Raw genomic sequence first — 16,353 nt, forward strand, 5'->3', positions numbered from 1 at the left:
TAAAATTAGGATGAAATCAGATGAATCAACAATATGACTATATCGTGATTGGTGCTGGCTCAGCAGGTTGTGTGGTCGCAGCAAGACTATTAGAAGCCAAGGCAGGGCGTGTTCTTGTTCTAGAGGCAGGAAGCCGAGATAGCAGTATGTTTCATACTATACCTGCGACGGTAGTTAAAGTATTCCAGCAAAAATCATGGCAATACATGACTGTTCCGCAGAAATATTGTAATCATCGTGAAATGATCCTTGCACAAGGAAAAGTATTAGGAGGTGGAAGCTCGGTCAACGGAATGATCTATTGCCGAGGCCAGCGTCAAGATTATGATTTATGGGCCTCGGAATGGGGATGTAATCATTGGTCTTATCAACATGTGCTGCCTTTTTTTAAGAAAGCAGAAAAAAATGAAAGTCTTGCTGATGAATATCATGGACAAGATGGCATTTTACCTGTCAGTGAAAACCGCTATCGTCATCCTTTAACACTTGCTTGTATTAAAGCAGGTCAACAAATGGGGATGAATTATGTCAATGATATTAATGGTTGGGATCAGGCGGGGGTAGGGTTTTATCAAACTACTACTCAAAATGGTTCTCGGGCGAGTACCTCAAAAACTTATTTAAAGTCAGTCGAAAACCACCCATATCTTACTGTGATTACTGATGCTTTAGTCCATAAAATTGAAACTCAAGGTGATCAGGTTACTGGGGTGACTTATAGCGTTGGGGGAAAATCACCGATTACGGTACAGGCTCAAAAAGAAGTCATTCTGAGTGCTGGTGCAATTGGTAGTCCTAAGGTTTTATTACTTTCGGGAATTGGCCCAAAACAGCATTTAGATGAACTCGGAATAGAATGCATTCGTGATTTACCTGTAGGTGAAAATTTTCATGATCATTTGCATATGTCGGTTAATGCAACTGTAACAACCAATAATAGTCTGCTCGGTGAAGACCAAGGTTTAACCGCTGTACGACACTTTTTACAGTGGTGTTTTACACGTTCAGGATTGCTAACCACCAATATTCTAGAAGGTGGTGGTTTTATTGACACCAATAACAATGGTCGACCTGATGTCCAATTTCATTTTTTACCTGTGCTGGATAATTTCGATAATACTCCTGGTGAAAAAGCAGCGGCTCAGGCACATGGCCTTACCATTAAAGTCGGACATGTACAGCCAAAAGCACGAGGGACTTTACGTTTAAGCAGTAAAGATCCAAAAGATTTGCCTGTCATTGACCCTAATTATCTAGGTCATCAAGAAGATATTGACGCAAATATCCGTGCCGTACAGGCAGGACTTCGCCTATTACAACAACCAGCATTGAAAGCGATTGTCAAAGAAGTGATTGAGCCTGCAAATATCGATCCTGATGATATTGAAGCGATTGATCAATGGATGCGTCAGAACATTAAAACAGTTTATCACCCCGCAGGTAGCTGCAAAATGGGTAATGCCCCGCAAGATTCGGTCATAGATCAGACCCTTAAAGTTCATGGTTTTAAAAACTTACGTGTGGTGGATTGTTCTATTTGCCCACAAGTTCCAAGCGGTAATACCAATGCAATTGCAATCATGATTGGTGAACGCGGTGCAGACTTTATTTTGAATCAGGTCGCGTAGTTGCTGTCATAACAAAAGTTTAGAAATGAAAAGAGGAAAAGAAAATGAGTGAAGTTCAGATTTTAGAAAGCGTACAGCAATTTATGGCACGTCAACATGGACATTTTATTGATGGAAAATTAGTTGCTGCCGAGCATTTAGATAAAGTGGATATTGTGAATCCATCGACTGAACAAGTTGTTGCTCAAATTAGTATTGGTAGTCAACAAGATGTAGATAGTGCGGTAAAAAGTGCTGAACATGCTTTTCAAAATGCTTGGGCTGAAACGACGCCGTATGAACGTGGCGTTAAACTGAACAAGCTAGCCGATTTAATTGAGCAATATGGTGAAGAACTTGCACAGCTCGAGACGTTGTCTACAGGAAAGCTTATCAATATTTCCCGTCATCTTGAAGTTGCACAATCCGTTATTTTCTTAAGATACTTTGCGGGTTGGGCAACAAAAATTAATGGCCAAACCATGCAACCCTCTATTCCTTCTATGCAAGGTGAGAAATATACGGCCTTTACTTTAAGACAACCGATTGGTGTGGTTGCAGGAATTGTGCCTTGGAATTTCTCACTCATGATTGGTGTTTGGAAAATCGGTTCAGCTTTAACCACTGGCTGTACCATTGTGCTTAAACCAAGTGAGTTTGCCAGCTTATCTTTATTACGTTTAGCCGAACTTGCCATTGAGGCAGGTATTCCGGCTGGTGTAATTAATGTGGTTACAGGTAAGGGCGATACAGGGCAATATCTAATTGAGTCGCCGCTGGTTAAGAAAGTCTCGTTTACGGGTTCGGTACCAACAGGTATTGCGATTGGTAAACTCGCGATGAGCAGTGATTTAACCCGTGTAAGTCTAGAGCTGGGCGGTAAAAATGCCATAGCTGTTTTGGCCGATGCAAATATTGATGAGATTTTACCGACTTTGCTGCAAGCAACTTTTGTACATCAAGGTCAAGTTTGTGCATCGCCAGAGCGGTTTTTTGTACACCATACAAAATATGATGAACTTGTCGAGAAACTCTCTAAAGCACTCTCGCAGTTCAAAATTGGATCGGCTATGGATGAGGGAAGTATGTTTGGTCCACTCTCTAATCAGCCACATTTTAATAAAGTGAAACATTATTTAGATATGGCTAAAGCCAACAACCAGATTATTGCTGGGGGTGAGGCTCTAGATCAGATAGGATATTTTGTACAGCCAACTTTAATTTCCTTTAAAAATACGGATGATCCTTTATTTTCAGAGGAAACTTTTGGTCCAGTGGTCGGGGTAATGCCATTCGAAACTGATGAAGAACTCGTTCAACTGATGAATCAGTCCCGCTTTGGTTTAACCGCAAGTATTTGGACAAATGACTTATCTAAAGCTTTGCGATTAATTCCTAAGATTGAAGCAGGGACCTTGTGGGTCAATATGCATACGTTCTTAGACCCATCAGTTCCATTTGGTGGGGTGAAAGCTTCAGGAATTGGCAGAGAGTTTTCAGATGCATTTATTGAAGATTACACCGAATTAAAATCGGTCATGATTCGGTATTAAGATTCTACGAGATATAAAAAAATGGCCTCTATAGGCCATTTTTTTGAATCATTAAATTAACCTAATAAAAAATCCTTTAGGATTTTATTAAAAGCTTCTGGTTGCTCGACATTAGAAATATGAGAGGCATCTATTTCTGCAAGTTTTGATTGTGGAATGCGTTGCTGCATAAATTCACCATCTGCAACAGTCGTTACTGGGTCTTGAGTTCCAGCAATCACCAATACAGGTATTTTGATGTCGTTTAACTGCTCACGGACATCCGCTTTAGCCAAAGCCTCACAACAATTGGCATAACCCATTGCGCTGCCAGCACTTAAGTCGTTACACAGGTTGTTGACAATTGAAGCATGACTTTGGATAAAGGGATCTGTAAACCATCGCGAAGCTGCTGTGGCTGCGATTGGCTGTAAACCTTGCTCACGTACTAATTTTGCACGGTCAAGCCATGCTTGTTCTTGTCCAATTTTAGCAGCAGTATTTGCCACAATGACATGACTAAAACGGTTAGGGTAGTGAATCGCCAGCCATTGACCTGTTAAACCACCCATTGAAATACCGCAAAAAGCAGCTTTACTAATATTCAACTGATCCAGTAAACGGACAACATCTTCGCCTAATTGCTCTACAGTGTATGGACCATTAGGTGTAGAAGATGAACCGTGACCACGCGTGTCATAGCAGATCACAAAAAATTGATCTTTTAGCTCATTAAACTGTTTTTGCCACATACCATAATTGGTGCCCAAAGAGTTGGAAAACACCAGAGCAGGGGAAGATGGCTCACCAAAGGTTTGATAGTTAATTTGTGCATCGGCAGATTGAAAAGATGGCATTTTTTCTCCTTAAAGTGCTTCAACACGTTCAATAATCAATGCAATACCTTGGCCGACACCAATACACATTGAACACAAGGCATAACGACCACCTGTTTGCTCAAGCTGGTTTAGGGCTGTGGTCACAAGACGTGCGCCTGATGCACCAAGTGGATGACCCAAAGCAATGGCACCACCGTTTGGATTTACCTTGTCAGAGTTGTCTGGTAAACCTAAATCACGGGTCACTGCCAAAGCCTGTGCAGCAAAGGCTTCATTGAGCTCAATCACATCCATCTGATCTAAAGTCAGATTGGCTTGTTTAAGTAGTTTTTTAATCGCTGGTGCAGGAGCAAAACCCATAATGCGTGGTTCTACACCGACTGCTGTTGAAGCAATGATCTTGGCACGCGGTTTGAGGTTATAAGCTTGAAGTGCCTCATCAGAAGCAATCAGTAGAGCTGCTGCACCATCGTTAATGCCTGAAGCATTGCCTGCAGTCACAGAACCATCTGCTTTGACAACAGGTTTAAGTTTGCTTAAAGCTTCAAGCGTGGTTGATGCACGTGGATGTTCATCGGTATCAATCACAACAGCATCACCCTTACGTTGAGGGATTTCAACTGCCACGATTTCTTTAGAAAAAAAGCCTTTGGCTTGCGCGCTTGCGGTGCGTTGTTGGCTCACCAAGGCAAACTGGTCCTGATCTGCACGATTAACGTTAAACTGTTCAGCCACGTTTTCGGCAGTCTGAGGCATGGTGTCTACACCATACAATTCTTTAAGTTTAGGGTTAATGAAACGCCATCCCATGGTAGTGTCTTCAATCTTCTGGCTACGGCCAAAAGCACTGTCAGACTTACCCATCACATAGGGTGCACGGCTCATGCTTTCTACACCACCTGCAATCACCAAGTTTGCTTCACCGGCTTTAATGGCACGGGCAGCAATGGCAATGGCATCGAGTGAAGAACCGCACAAACGGTTAATGGTGGTTGCCGGCACCTGATACGGTAAACCAGCAAGTAGTGCCGACATACGACCGACATTACGGTTATCTTCACCGGCTTGGTTGGCACAGCCATAGATCACATCATCGACGTGTTCCCAATCTACATTTGGGTTACGCTGCATGAGGGCTTTAATCGGCACAGCGCCAAGGTCATCGGCACGGATAGGTGCAAGGCCACCGGCATAACGGCCGAATGGAGTACGGATGGCATCGATGATATAAGCGTTTTTCATTCTAACTTTTGTCCTTTACTTCAGGCCTTTTTAGCCATTCTCCGTAAGTATTTCGCGATGGCGACATGGATGTCGCCTCGTTGCTCAGCACAACAGGGAAGTTGTGTCTGAGTAACAAAGGTTTTTGGTTACTTTTTTAAAAAAGTGACACGAATTAGCTGGTGACATCTGGCTTAAACAGATAAGACCCCGTTGTGATGATTTATAAATTTTCATATCAACGGATAACATCACGGCTGTAATCTACTGTGATATCCGTAGGTCTGTTGCATAAGCGATACCTTACTTTTGAAAGGTCAAAAGTAACAAAAACCTTTGTTGAACAGAGGAGGCTTCCTTGCCTCCCTGTCCAACGGGCGACATCCATGTCGCCTGTCACGATAGCGAATACATTTTCGTAACCGCTTCATTCAAAACTTTTGCTTTAACTCGTAATCTGAAGTTGCGTAAACCTTACCCTTGAGTCGCATCAATCAAAGTTGCACCAGTCAAAGCCTGTAACTCATCAAAGCTGAGACCTTCCACTTTCTCAATCACCTTCAAACCATCTTTGGTCACATCAATCACACACAGGTCAGTGTAAATACGGTCAACACAGTGTTTACCCGTTACCGGATAAGTCAGCTCAGCCACAATCTTCGGCTCACCTTGCTTGGTCACATGATCTGTGGTGATAAATACTTTTTTAGCACCTACAGCCAAATCCATCGCACCACCAACCGCAGGAATCGCATCCGGTGCACCCGTGTGCCAGTTCGCCAAGTCACCATTCGCAGCCACCTGAAAGGCTCCAAGTACAGCAATATCCAGGTGACCACCACGCATCATCGCAAATGAGTCACCATGGTGGAAAAAGCTGCCGCCTTCAAGCATGGTCACAAACTCTTTACCTGCATTGATCAGTTCAGGGTCTTCTTCACCTGCCGCTGGTGGTGGGCCAAATGCCAACAGGCCATTTTCAGAATGAAGAAAAATATCTTTGTCGTTAGGTAAATAGCTTGCAATCTTGGTTGGTAAACCAATACCCAAGTTCACATAGGCACCATCTGGAATGTCTTGTGCCACACGTTTTGCAATCTGGTCACGGCTGAGTTTCTGGTAGCTCATGTTATTTCTCCTTATTGCTTACTGTGCTGGCGCTACTTGTACAACGTGCTGTACAAAGATACCTGGGGTAATGATGTGCTCTGGATCTAATCCACCTAGCTCAACCACTTCAGAAACCTGAGCTATGGTGACATCAGCAGCCATAGCCATAATCGGACCAAAGTTACGTGCAGATTTACGGTAAACCAGATTGCCCCAGCGATCGCCCTTGTAAGCTTTAATCAAGGCAAAGTCAGCCTTAATCGGATACTCAAGTACATAGTCTTTACCATCGATCTGGCGGGTTTCTTTGCCTTCAGCTAAAAGTGTTCCAAAGCCTGTTGGTGTAAACACGGCTCCAAGTCCCATACCAGCTGCCTGAATACGACAAGCCAGATTACCTTGTGGAACCACTTCAAGCTCGACCTTTCCGGCACGGTACAATTCATCAAACACATAAGAGTCTGCTTGACGTGGGAAAGAGCAAATCACTTTTTTAACAGAACCAGCTTTAAGCAGTTTCGCCAGACCATAATCGCCATTACCGGCGTTATTACTCACAATGGTTAAACCTTTAACACCGAGTTCAATAAGACCGTCAATGAGTTCAGCGGGTTGTCCTGCGGTACCAAAACCACCAATCAGAATGGTTGCACCATCTTTAATCTGCGATAGTACCTCGCTTAGAGAGGACTTACTTTTGTCAATCATGTGAGAAACCTTAGAGCATGAGGTAACGTGATGTATTACTACCGCTAAAAATTTATTGAAATTCTTAAGGGTAGTAATAAATGGAATAAATTTTGTGAGTCAAAAGCGAACTTTTAACTCACATACACTTTCAATTAAGCGCTAGCGCGACGACGTTCAACTTCAGTTGAAGGAGCAGCAGCGGCATCTTTAACAAGTTCAATGTTAAATGTGATGTGTTTGAAAGCGTGATCTAAACCACGGCGTTGAATTTCAGCAGGGTCAGTTACATCAACTGCTGTTGCCACTAAACCGTCACGAGTTGCGAAGGCAAAGTCGTCCCATAAATACTCATCACCCTCAATGTTGAATTGAGTAGTCAGCTTGCGGTAACCCGGTGCAGAAACGAAGTAGTGAACGTGAGATGGACGGTTACCATGACGGCCTAACTTGTTAAGAAGGGCTTGAGTTGTACCTTCAGGAGGGCAACCATAACCTACAGGCATCGTGGTTAATGCAACATATTTACCATCAGCATCAGTCAAAATACTACGGCGTAAGTTGAAGTCAGATTGAGACTTATCAAAGAATGAGTAGTTACCCAAACTGTTGGCATGCCATACTTCAACTTTGGCATTTTCAATGATATTGCCATCAGTATCAGTCACCGTACCTTCAATAATTAAGGTATCGATTTTGCCAGATTCAGTACCATCATCCATACGCGCAAAACCAACAGATTCAGGCGCGCCAGCTACATAAAGTGGGCCTTCAATGGTACGAGGTGTGCCACCAGTAACGCCAGCTTTTGCATCAGCTTCATCTGCGCGTAAATCAAGATAGTGCTCTAAACCTAAGCCAGCTGCTAAAAGTCCAAGTTCGTTTGCTTGGCCTGCGTCTGTGAAATATTCCAGACCTTTCCATACTTCTGAAGGTTGGATGTCTAAGTCTTCGATGGCTTGAAATAAATCCCCGAGAAGGCGCACTACAATTTGTTGAACACGTGCATCAACTTCGCCTTTTGCAGTGTCGACATTCATTTGTTTTACAAGCGCATCAATTTGTTGACGGTTCATACTAAAACTCCTTAAGTATGCAATACGGTTTTGGGTGGCAGCGCTGCGGGCATTCTGTTTTGCTAGCGAATAAGTGCCGCCACGTTCCTTGTTACCTTCTGAATAATCTGCTTGGTTAAATGGACTTCAGAGATCACATTTAAAAAATTCTTTTGGTTTACGAATCATCATCACGAACAGAAGACGGGTGACGATTAAGCGCCATCACTTCGATGTCCATGTAAGGATAGAGAGGTAAACCCTGTAAAATATTGTGTAACTCTTCATTGCTCTCGACATCAAAAATACTGATGTTTGAGTACTGGCCTGTAACTCGCCAGATATGACGCCATTTACCTTGACGCTGTAATTCTTGCGAATAAGCTTTTTCAACGGCCTTAATTTCATTTGCTTTGTCGGTTGGCATATCAAGTGGAATATGCACATCCATACGTACATGAAATAACATGGGAAACTCCTTATCCTGTTGCCTTAACGACGTAATTTCTCGACTTTATCTTCATCAATTTCAATGCCTAAGCCTGGAGCCGTTGGCAAATGCAATTCAAAGTTTTCGTAACGTAGCGGCTCTTTCAAAATTTCTTCGGTCAGTAATAACGGACCAAATAATTCAGTACCGAATGCTAACGTTTCAAAAGTTGCAAATGCATGAGCAGAAGCAATGCTACCTACAGGTCCTTCAAGCATAGTGCCGCCATATAGGTCGATACCAGCTAACCCAGCAATTTTGCCAACTTCACATGCTTCAATCAGGCCACCAGATTGTTCAATCTTGACGGCAAATACATCTGCACCATGATTTTTTGCAATACGGTACGCACTGTCAGGTCCAGTTAAAGCTTCATCCGCCATAATGGCTACATCAAAACGATGGGTGAGGCGAGCAAGTGCTTCGGTATTTTGAATTGCACATGGCTGCTCAATTAAATCGATTCCACCATCTTGTAGCTGTTGAATACCATGAATACATTCAAGTTCTGACCATGCACGGTTTACATCTACACGTACACTCACATCACCACCTAATGCTTTTTTAATCGCAATCACATGGTCAACATCTTGCTGTAAAGGACGCGCACCAATTTTAAGTTTGAACGTATTGTGGCGCTTTAGCTCAATCATTTTGCGAGCTTCAGTAATATCTTTTTCCGTGTCACCAGACGCAAGCGTCCAAAGCACAGGTAAACTATTACGCAGACGTCCACCTAAAACTTCGCTTAATGGCACACCTAAACGTTTGGCCTGAATATCAAGTAGGGCAGTCTGAATGGCACACTTGGCAAAGCGGTTACCATTAATATTTTTACGAATCAGTTTTAGTGTTTGTGCAACATTTAAATCTTTAACTGATGTCAGTAATGGTGCAAAGTAGGTATCAATATTGGCTTTGACACTCTCAGGACTTTCTTCACCATAGTTCAGCCCACCAATGGTGGTGGCTTCACCCCAACCGACAATACCATCCGTGGTCGTAATTTTAACGAGTACCAAAGTCTGGGTACGCATAGTAGTCACAGACAACTGGTGAGGACGGATAGTTGGAATATCCACAAGTATGGTTTCTATGGTTCTATACATGAAGTTTCAACTATTACGAACTTGTTTGTATACCATAGAAGAATGTAATAGCCTAAAATAGATATAGAACGGTATTTTAAGATACTAAAAAGGTATATTAATGGAATTAAGACATCTACGTTATTTTGTTACCGTTGTTGAAGAACAGAGTCTGACGAAAGCCGCAGAAAAGCTTTTTATTGCTCAGCCACCTTTAACACGCCAAATCAAAAAACTAGAAGAAGAATTAGGGATCGATTTATTCGAAAAAGGCTCTCGTCCATTAAAAGCCACAGAAGCAGGGCTGTTTTTTTACCAACATGCCGTTCAAATTTTGACGCATACGGCTCAAGCTGCTTCCATGGCTAAAAAAATGAAGCTGGTAGAGAACATTGTCAAAGTTGGTTACGTCAGCTCACTTCTGTATGGGCGTTTACCACAAGTCATTTATCTATTTAGGCAGAAAAATCCTGACATTCATGTCGAACTTATTGAGTGTGGTACACGTGATCAGGTCGAGGCTTTAAAGTTAGGTAAAATCGATTTAGGTTTTGGCCGATTACCAATCAGTGACCCTGCCATTAAAAGGCTTTTACTTCGCAAAGAAAAATTAAAACTCGCGATTCATAAAAAGCATCCATTAAGTGAATTTCAAGATTCAGGAATTTATTTATCTCAAATTATTAATGAGACCATTTTTTCTTATCCAACCACACCTAAACCGAATTTCTCGACCACTATTCAAGCTTTATTTACCAAATTAGGTCTAGTTCCAGCCAAACTGACAGAAGTCCGAGAAATTCATATGGCACTGGGATTAGTGGCATCTGGGGAAGGAATATGTATTATTCCGGAAAGTGCCTGTGATATTGGTATGAAGAATCTAACTTACTTAAATATCTTGGACTTAGAAGCCTATAGTCCTATTTCTCTATCCATGCGAAACATGGATCAAAGTTCTTATATTCCCAAAATTTTAGATTGTATTGAAGAGATTTATAGCGAAGAAGATGTGTCTAGAAACTTGAATTTATAAACTTTTAAGGTTCTTAAACTGGATATTTCATGTTATTTTAAAACTTTAAACCTATAGGTAATATGTAAAAGGAATTATTGAATGAGAAAAATTTTAGGTTTAGCTTCACTTATTATGTCTACTAGTGTTGTACATGCAGAACAATTAAAAGAACAAGAAAAAACTTCTCCATATAGCGCAAATGTTACTTTTGCTAGTCAATATATTTCACGTGGTTTCCAACAAACATGGGGTAAACCAGCCTTACAAGGTGGCCTAGATTATATTAATCCTAATGGTTTTTTTGTAGGGACTTGGGCATCAAGTGTAAGTTCCAAATATCTGCGGGATGCTTCAGTTGAATGGGATTTTTATACAGGTTATTTAAAAACAATCGATAAATTTTCAATTGGGATGTCGGTTTTTTACTACTATTACCCAGGCGCGAAAAGTACACCAGAAACAGGGAGTAGCAGTTATAACTATGGTGAAATCGTACCCCAAATTGGCTATGGTCCTTTAAGCCTCAAATACTTTGTGACTTACACACCAGACTATGCCGGTTATAACTCCAAAACCATGGGTGGACCTGCTGGTAAAAGGTCGAGAGGTTCAAGTTATTTAGATCTTAACTTTACCCAGCCTATTAATGACACATGGACTTTTGGTGCCCATTATGGCTATGAAAGAATCAAAAACTTTTCAGAGTCGAACTTTCAGGATGTTAAAGCCGAACTCATAAAAGATTTAGGTGATGGTTGGAGTACAGGACTAGCCTATACCAAGGCATGGGATAAAAATGCTTATTATAAAAAGTATAGCAATGGTGAAGCAGGCGCACCTGTTTCAAATCCGATCGATTCGACTTTTACAGTGTCTGTAAAAAAGGTGTTCTAAGTTAAATTGATTAAGTAAAAATAAGACCAGTTAATACCGGTCTTACTTTTATTTTCAGTTTTTATTTCTTGATGATTAAAGCTAATTTACCTACATGTTGCCCTTGATCAAGGAACTCATGAGCTTGGCGTGCTTCTTCAAGATCGAATGTTTTATACAATAACGGTTTTATCTGTCCTTTTGAAATTAAAGGCCATACCTTTTCTTGCAGTGCTGCCATGACTTCAGCTTTAGCTTCTGCAGATTGAGAGCGTAGGGTAGCGCCTGTATGAGTTAGGCGTTTAGCAAGCATCGGAAAAATATTGACTTTGTCAGCTAGCCCTTTAAGCACACCTATTTGCAATATTGTGCCGTTCATTGCCGCGACTTCATAATTTCGCTGGATGTAATCTCCGGCAATAATATCCAAGACAAAATCCACACCTTTACCATCAGTATGTTTTTTTACAACTTCAACAAAGTCATCTTCATTATAATTTATGGCTACATCAGCACCAATTTTTAAACTCGCTTCTTGATGGTCTTTGCTCGAAACTGTTGTAAAAATTTGGGTTGCTCCAAAAGCTCGAGTTAACATCGTTGCGGTAGTACCAATTCCTGAAGTACCACCATGTATTAAAATTGAACTGTTTGGGCGGAATTTTGCATGTTGGAAAAGGTGTGACCAAACTGTCATGAAGGTTTCTAGTAAAATTCCACCTTCAATTAATGTCAGACCTTCAGGAATAAAGAGTACATTGTCTTGATGGGCAACTACATATTCAGCATAGCCACCACCCGGAACTAGCGCACAGACTTCATCTCCAGCTTTAAACTTAGTGACTTGCTTGCCTACTTGTTTAACAACTCCGGAAACTTCTAATCCAGGAATGTCTGTCACACCAGGCGGTGGTGCATACAAACCTTTTCGTTGCATTACATCTGGACCGTTAATACCTGCTGCAACAACTTCAATTAATATCCCATCATCTGTTAATTCAGGCATAGGTCTTTCACTAACTGTAATAACTTCAGGGCCGCCAGCACCATTAAAAGTGATACATTTCATAAAGTTGTTTCCTTATTCGGTATTGTTTGTTAAATAAGCGGAATTTAGACTTAATGCTCAATCCCGCTTAGGATGAGAAATAATTAAGATTTAGCTTTTTTCTTACCCAAAGTAATGGCAAGTGCTAATTCCATGAATTTTCCAAAAGGAGCATGTAAGAAGCTTGGAAAATTCCAGCGGCCCTGATCAAAGACACCTTTTGCATGGCTCATAGAACGAAAACCTTCAATTCCGTGATAAGCACCCATACCACTTGGGCCGATGCCACCAAACGGTAGATCGTCTTGTGCCACATGAATTAAAGTATTGTTAATACCAACGTTACCTGAAGTGGTACGGCGTAGCAGTTTTTTGCAATTAGCATCTTTTTCACCAAAATAATATAAGGCGAGTGGGCGGTCTCGTTCATTGATGTAGTTAATCACTTCATCAATATCACGGTAGGTACGAACGGGTAGAATTGGGCCAAAGATTTCTTCTCTCATAATTGCATCATCATCTTTTGCTCCTACAACAAGTGTTGGAACAAGAGTACGAGTGCGATTCTTTGCCGATTCAGGTTTGATTCCTAGTTCAATGATTCGTGCGCCATTTTGTTCTGCATTATCAAGTAAGCCTTGTAAACGAGCATAATGACGTTCATTGACAATTGAAGTGTAATCATCACAATCTGGCCCGTTTGGATAGAACCGAGAGACTGTGGCATTGTATTCTTCAATAAATGCTTCTAAATCATCTTCATGAACAAGAGCATAATCTGGAGCAACACATGTTTGCCCACCATTGGATAATTTTCCATAGGCAATACTGGTCATGGTTCTCGAATTTACGTGGCCTCGACCTACAATAGCTGGACTTTTACCACCTAATTCAAGAGTGAGCGGAACGAGGTTATCACTTGCTGCTTTCATGACTTTACGGCCTACAGGTGTGCTTCCTGTAAACAATAGATGGTCGAAAGGCAGTGCACTAAATTCAGCACCAACTTCAGGTCCACCTAAAACAACCGCAACTTCTTCTATAGAAAAGTTCGCCGCAAGCATGCGTGAGATCACTTCACTTGTTCGAGGGGTGAGTTCCGATGGTTTAAGCATTGCTCTGTTACCGGCAGCAATCGCTGTAGCAAGAGGAATAAGCGTAAGAGAAATAGGGTAGTTCCAAGGAGCCATGACCCCAATAACCCCTTTAGGCTGATATTCTATATGAGCACTAGCCGAGCGATAAAATAAGCTGACATGACGCTTTTCTGGCTTCATGAAACGGCGTAAATTACGCGTTAAATAATCGATGGACTGAACAATACCCACAAGTTCCATGACATCTGTTTCATGATATGAACGGTGTCCAAAATCTTCACTTGCAGCAACTTGTAATTCACTACGATATTCAATGACAGCAGCACGAAGCTTTGCAAGATTTGCTTTACGCTGTTGAAGTGTTGGTGGTTCAGCTTTCAAAAAAGCTTTGCGTTGTAGAGAGAGTATCTCTGATGCATTTAAAGTGCTGCTTACTTCATTGAGAGTATTCATCTTAAACCTCAAAACATAGCTTAACGATCCTAAGCTAACTGACTGATGATTAAAGTTTAGTCGGTAGATTTAATACGACCTGAGCATCTTCAATAACATCGAGACGAAGAATAGTAGATGCGCCCAACTGATCTAGAAGCTGGCTCACATGGCCGCCATGGCGTGTCACTTGTATCTTGCGCGGGAAAAGTTTTTCACCAAACGAGAGAACATTGGTTTGCACTAGAGTTTGATGCCACTCGTTATCGACTAAATGCAACATCGTGGCTTTACCCATGCGGGATTCAGACTTAACTCTTTTTAATGACGGAGTTGCGGTTGTTAGGCTGATATCTAATTTGTTGTAAGTTGAAAGTGTTGCTTCAACTTTTTTCTTATCAATCTTTACATCAATTTCAGCTAGCCATTTTGGAAGTTGATAACCATATACGCCACGTACACGTGCTATTTCAGTGTCGACAGGTAAAGCTAATACATGCGCATAAAAGTGACGTTTACGAATCGAGTTAATCAGCTCTAAAGCATGCGGACCATGAGCTTTAGGTTTACGCACGACAATAGCGACAGACGATTCATTGTATGGATCATTATCACAAACTGTATAAGTGAAAAAGGTGAGCGCAACTAGTCCATAACCTGGGAAAGCTTCCAAGGGTACTAGAGGTGAAGGTAATTTTTTCTTTAACAGCTTAATTGGAGCAAGCATCAAAACTTGCACATTGCCGCTACGATAATAAAAGTTGGGAGCCCAGACAGGTCCAACTCTTGATTCAACTAATTTTTTAGGAATGCTACGGAAAAAATCAATATTTCCAGCTGCAGGATCTTTTGCAACTTCATCTAAATCAGGATTCATTCTAAAGCGGTCATAATAACCACCTTTTGGAACTTTAACTTTCTGTTGTCCAAATTCAACTTCAGTGAACGCTTTATTTGTATTCATAATTGGTTAACCTTTAAATTGATCGACTGAGTAGCTGATAATCTTTAAAAGCAAATATCAACTTTCTGCCTGTAGGTTTACTATAAGTTTAAAGTTCACTTGAATGTCAATATGCTATTTTTCTAAGAATTAAAAACTGGTTGTAACGAATTTAAAATAACTTTTGATAAGAATAGATAGAGCCGATTAACTTCTAAATGATCTAAAGAAAATCCTTAGTTTTTAGTATTGTAGAAATTATTTTTTTACACTTTTTAAACGTTGTTTTTACTAAAATCTATTGACCTTCAAGTGAACTTTAACCTTACTATGTTATGACTATCCATGAGGGTAGGATTGAAAATTTTATATGTACTTATTACGAATTAATTAGAGCATATACAGTAAATCGATAGTGTAACTTTTACACAGGAGAAACAAAAATGGGATATGTCACAACAAAAGACGGCGTAGATATTTTTTATAAAGATTGGGGCCCTCGCGATGCTCCTGTAATTTTCTTCCACCATGGTTGGCCGCTCAGTTCAGATGACTGGGATGCGCAGATGCTTTTTTTCCTTAAAGAAGGTTTTCGTGTAGTTGCTCACGACCGCCGTGGTCATGGTCGTTCAACTCAAGTCTGGGATGGTCATGATATGGACCATTATGCAGATGACGTTGCTGCTGTGGTTGAGCATTTAGGTGTACAAGGCGCGGTACATGTAGGGCATTCAACAGGTGGTGGTGAAGTAGCGCATTATGTTGCTCGTTATCCTAATGACCCTGTAGCTAAAGCTGTTTTAATTAGTGCCGTTCCTCCACTCATGGTAAAAACGGAAAGTAATCCAGATGGTTTACCAAAAGAAGTTTTTGATGACCTTCAAAATCAACTTTTTAAAAATCGTTCACAATTTTATCATGACGTACCAGCAGGTCCATTCTATGGATATAACCGCCCAGGAGCGAAAGTATCAGAGCCTGTGGTGTTAAATTGGTGGCGTCAGGGCATGATGGGCGGAGCAAAAGCTCATTACGACGGAATTGTTGCTTTCTCTCAAACAGATTTTACTGAAGCTCTCAAAAAGATCGAAGTTCCAGTTCTTATTTTGCATGGTGAAGATGATCAGGTGGTACCTTTTGAAATTTCTGGTAAAAAATCTGCCGAACTCGTTAAAAACGGTACTTTGATTAGTTATCCAGGATTCCCTCACGGAATGCCAACTACAGAAGCAGAAACAATTAATAAAGATCTTTTAGCATTTATTAGAAGTTAAGTTTAAAAAAAGGGCAGCCAAAATTGACTGCCCTTTTTA

15 protein-coding genes are annotated in these 16,353 nt (G+C 41.0%); 5 read left to right on the forward strand and 10 right to left on the reverse strand.

Annotated features, from left to right (window positions below):
- Nucleotides 1-20 precede the first annotated feature (20 nt).
- Nucleotides 21-1,628, forward strand: coding sequence for a GMC family oxidoreductase (locus ACIF8R_RS13520; protein ID WP_396481289.1), 1,608 nt, complete (start codon nucleotides 21-23; stop codon nucleotides 1,626-1,628).
- Nucleotides 1,629-1,672: 44 nt separating this feature from the next.
- Nucleotides 1,673-3,160 (forward strand): NAD-dependent phenylacetaldehyde dehydrogenase, encoded by a 1,488-nt coding sequence (locus tag ACIF8R_RS13525; protein ID WP_396481291.1) that lies wholly within the window; start codon nucleotides 1,673-1,675, stop codon nucleotides 3,158-3,160.
- Nucleotides 3,161-3,216: 56 nt separating this feature from the next.
- Here ACIF8R_RS13525 and pcaD read toward each other — a convergent pair whose 3' ends face one another.
- The 7 genes from pcaD to ACIF8R_RS13560 form a co-directional block, all read right to left on the reverse strand.
- Entirely contained in the window at nucleotides 3,217-3,996 is a 780-nt protein-coding gene (gene pcaD, locus ACIF8R_RS13530) for a 3-oxoadipate enol-lactonase (protein ID WP_396481293.1), read from the reverse strand.
- A gap of 9 nt (nucleotides 3,997-4,005) precedes the next feature.
- On the reverse strand, nucleotides 4,006-5,220 hold the full coding sequence (gene pcaF / locus ACIF8R_RS13535; RefSeq protein ID WP_396481295.1) for a 3-oxoadipyl-CoA thiolase: 1,215 nt from the start codon (nucleotides 5,218-5,220) through the stop codon (nucleotides 4,006-4,008).
- A 453-nt stretch (nucleotides 5,221-5,673) separates the two neighbouring features.
- A complete protein-coding gene (locus ACIF8R_RS13540) occupies nucleotides 5,674-6,327 on the reverse strand; it encodes a 3-oxoacid CoA-transferase subunit B (protein ID WP_004792076.1) in 654 nt (217 codons plus the stop codon).
- An 18-nt stretch (nucleotides 6,328-6,345) separates the two neighbouring features.
- A complete protein-coding gene (locus ACIF8R_RS13545) occupies nucleotides 6,346-7,017 on the reverse strand; it encodes a 3-oxoacid CoA-transferase subunit A (protein WP_396481297.1) in 672 nt (223 codons plus the stop codon).
- A gap of 134 nt (nucleotides 7,018-7,151) precedes the next feature.
- Nucleotides 7,152-8,072 carry a catechol 1,2-dioxygenase gene (catA, locus tag ACIF8R_RS13550; RefSeq protein WP_001081620.1) on the reverse strand — a complete coding sequence of 307 codons (921 nt, stop codon included), beginning with the start codon at nucleotides 8,070-8,072 and terminating at the stop codon, nucleotides 7,152-7,154.
- Nucleotides 8,073-8,229: 157 nt separating this feature from the next.
- Nucleotides 8,230-8,520 (reverse strand): muconolactone Delta-isomerase, encoded by a 291-nt coding sequence (gene catC, locus ACIF8R_RS13555; protein WP_396481299.1) that lies wholly within the window; start codon nucleotides 8,518-8,520, stop codon nucleotides 8,230-8,232.
- A 23-nt stretch (nucleotides 8,521-8,543) separates the two neighbouring features.
- Nucleotides 8,544-9,650: a muconate/chloromuconate family cycloisomerase gene (locus ACIF8R_RS13560; protein ID WP_396481301.1), complete on the reverse strand. Its 1,107-nt coding sequence runs from the start codon at nucleotides 9,648-9,650 to the stop codon at nucleotides 8,544-8,546.
- 100 nt (nucleotides 9,651-9,750) lie between these two features.
- Here ACIF8R_RS13560 and ACIF8R_RS13565 point away from each other — a divergent pair, with 100 nt between their 5' ends.
- A complete protein-coding gene (locus ACIF8R_RS13565) occupies nucleotides 9,751-10,665 on the forward strand; it encodes a LysR substrate-binding domain-containing protein (RefSeq protein ID WP_396481303.1) in 915 nt (304 codons plus the stop codon).
- An 81-nt stretch (nucleotides 10,666-10,746) separates the two neighbouring features.
- A complete protein-coding gene (locus ACIF8R_RS13570) occupies nucleotides 10,747-11,541 on the forward strand; it encodes a TorF family putative porin (RefSeq protein ID WP_396481305.1) in 795 nt (264 codons plus the stop codon).
- A 61-nt stretch (nucleotides 11,542-11,602) separates the two neighbouring features.
- Here the strand turns inward: ACIF8R_RS13570 and ACIF8R_RS13575 are convergent, their stop codons facing one another.
- The 3 genes from ACIF8R_RS13575 to ACIF8R_RS13585 all read right to left on the reverse strand — a co-directional run bounded on the left by ACIF8R_RS13575 (nucleotide 11,603) and on the right by ACIF8R_RS13585 (nucleotide 15,061).
- Entirely contained in the window at nucleotides 11,603-12,589 is a 987-nt protein-coding gene (locus ACIF8R_RS13575) for an NAD(P)H-quinone oxidoreductase (protein ID WP_396481307.1), read from the reverse strand.
- Nucleotides 12,590-12,672: 83 nt separating this feature from the next.
- Nucleotides 12,673-14,118 carry a coniferyl aldehyde dehydrogenase gene (locus ACIF8R_RS13580; protein WP_396481308.1) on the reverse strand — a complete coding sequence of 482 codons (1,446 nt, stop codon included), beginning with the start codon at nucleotides 14,116-14,118 and terminating at the stop codon, nucleotides 12,673-12,675.
- 49 nt (nucleotides 14,119-14,167) lie between these two features.
- A complete protein-coding gene (locus tag ACIF8R_RS13585) occupies nucleotides 14,168-15,061 on the reverse strand; it encodes an acetoacetate decarboxylase family protein (protein ID WP_396481310.1) in 894 nt (297 codons plus the stop codon).
- Nucleotides 15,062-15,483: 422 nt separating this feature from the next.
- Here ACIF8R_RS13585 and ACIF8R_RS13590 point away from each other — a divergent pair, with 422 nt between their 5' ends.
- Complete coding sequence (locus tag ACIF8R_RS13590) at nucleotides 15,484-16,314, forward strand: alpha/beta fold hydrolase (RefSeq protein WP_396481312.1); 831 nt, start codon at nucleotides 15,484-15,486, stop codon at nucleotides 16,312-16,314.
- The last annotated feature ends 39 nt before the right edge of the window (nucleotides 16,315-16,353 follow it).

Origin of the sequence: Acinetobacter sp. ABJ_C4_1 (assembly GCF_044538495.1) — a bacterium.
In the GTDB taxonomy this organism is placed as follows: domain Bacteria; phylum Pseudomonadota; class Gammaproteobacteria; order Pseudomonadales; family Moraxellaceae; genus Acinetobacter; species Acinetobacter nosocomialis_A.

Excerpts from the sequence above, each read along its gene's own strand:
- ACIF8R_RS13520 (WP_396481289.1), top strand. The coding sequence starts at position 21 with ATGAATCAACAATATGACTATATCGTGATTGGTGCTGGCTCAGCAGGT.
- ACIF8R_RS13525 (WP_396481291.1), top strand. The coding sequence starts at position 1,673 with ATGAGTGAAGTTCAGATTTTAGAAAGCGTACAGCAATTTATGGCACGT.
- pcaD (WP_396481293.1), bottom strand. The coding sequence starts at position 3,996 with ATGCCATCTTTTCAATCTGCCGATGCACAAATTAACTATCAAACCTTT.
- pcaF (WP_396481295.1), bottom strand. The coding sequence starts at position 5,220 with ATGAAAAACGCTTATATCATCGATGCCATCCGTACTCCATTCGGCCGT.
- ACIF8R_RS13540 (WP_004792076.1), bottom strand. The coding sequence starts at position 6,327 with ATGAGCTACCAGAAACTCAGCCGTGACCAGATTGCAAAACGTGTGGCA.
- ACIF8R_RS13545 (WP_396481297.1), bottom strand. The coding sequence starts at position 7,017 with ATGATTGACAAAAGTAAGTCCTCTCTAAGCGAGGTACTATCGCAGATT.
- catA (WP_001081620.1), bottom strand. The coding sequence starts at position 8,072 with ATGAACCGTCAACAAATTGATGCGCTTGTAAAACAAATGAATGTCGAC.
- catC (WP_396481299.1), bottom strand. The coding sequence starts at position 8,520 with ATGTTATTTCATGTACGTATGGATGTGCATATTCCACTTGATATGCCA.
- ACIF8R_RS13560 (WP_396481301.1), bottom strand. The coding sequence starts at position 9,650 with ATGTATAGAACCATAGAAACCATACTTGTGGATATTCCAACTATCCGT.
- ACIF8R_RS13565 (WP_396481303.1), top strand. The coding sequence starts at position 9,751 with ATGGAATTAAGACATCTACGTTATTTTGTTACCGTTGTTGAAGAACAG.
- ACIF8R_RS13570 (WP_396481305.1), top strand. The coding sequence starts at position 10,747 with ATGAGAAAAATTTTAGGTTTAGCTTCACTTATTATGTCTACTAGTGTT.
- ACIF8R_RS13575 (WP_396481307.1), bottom strand. The coding sequence starts at position 12,589 with ATGAAATGTATCACTTTTAATGGTGCTGGCGGCCCTGAAGTTATTACA.
- ACIF8R_RS13580 (WP_396481308.1), bottom strand. The coding sequence starts at position 14,118 with ATGAATACTCTCAATGAAGTAAGCAGCACTTTAAATGCATCAGAGATA.
- ACIF8R_RS13585 (WP_396481310.1), bottom strand. The coding sequence starts at position 15,061 with ATGAATACAAATAAAGCGTTCACTGAAGTTGAATTTGGACAACAGAAA.
- ACIF8R_RS13590 (WP_396481312.1), top strand. The coding sequence starts at position 15,484 with ATGGGATATGTCACAACAAAAGACGGCGTAGATATTTTTTATAAAGAT.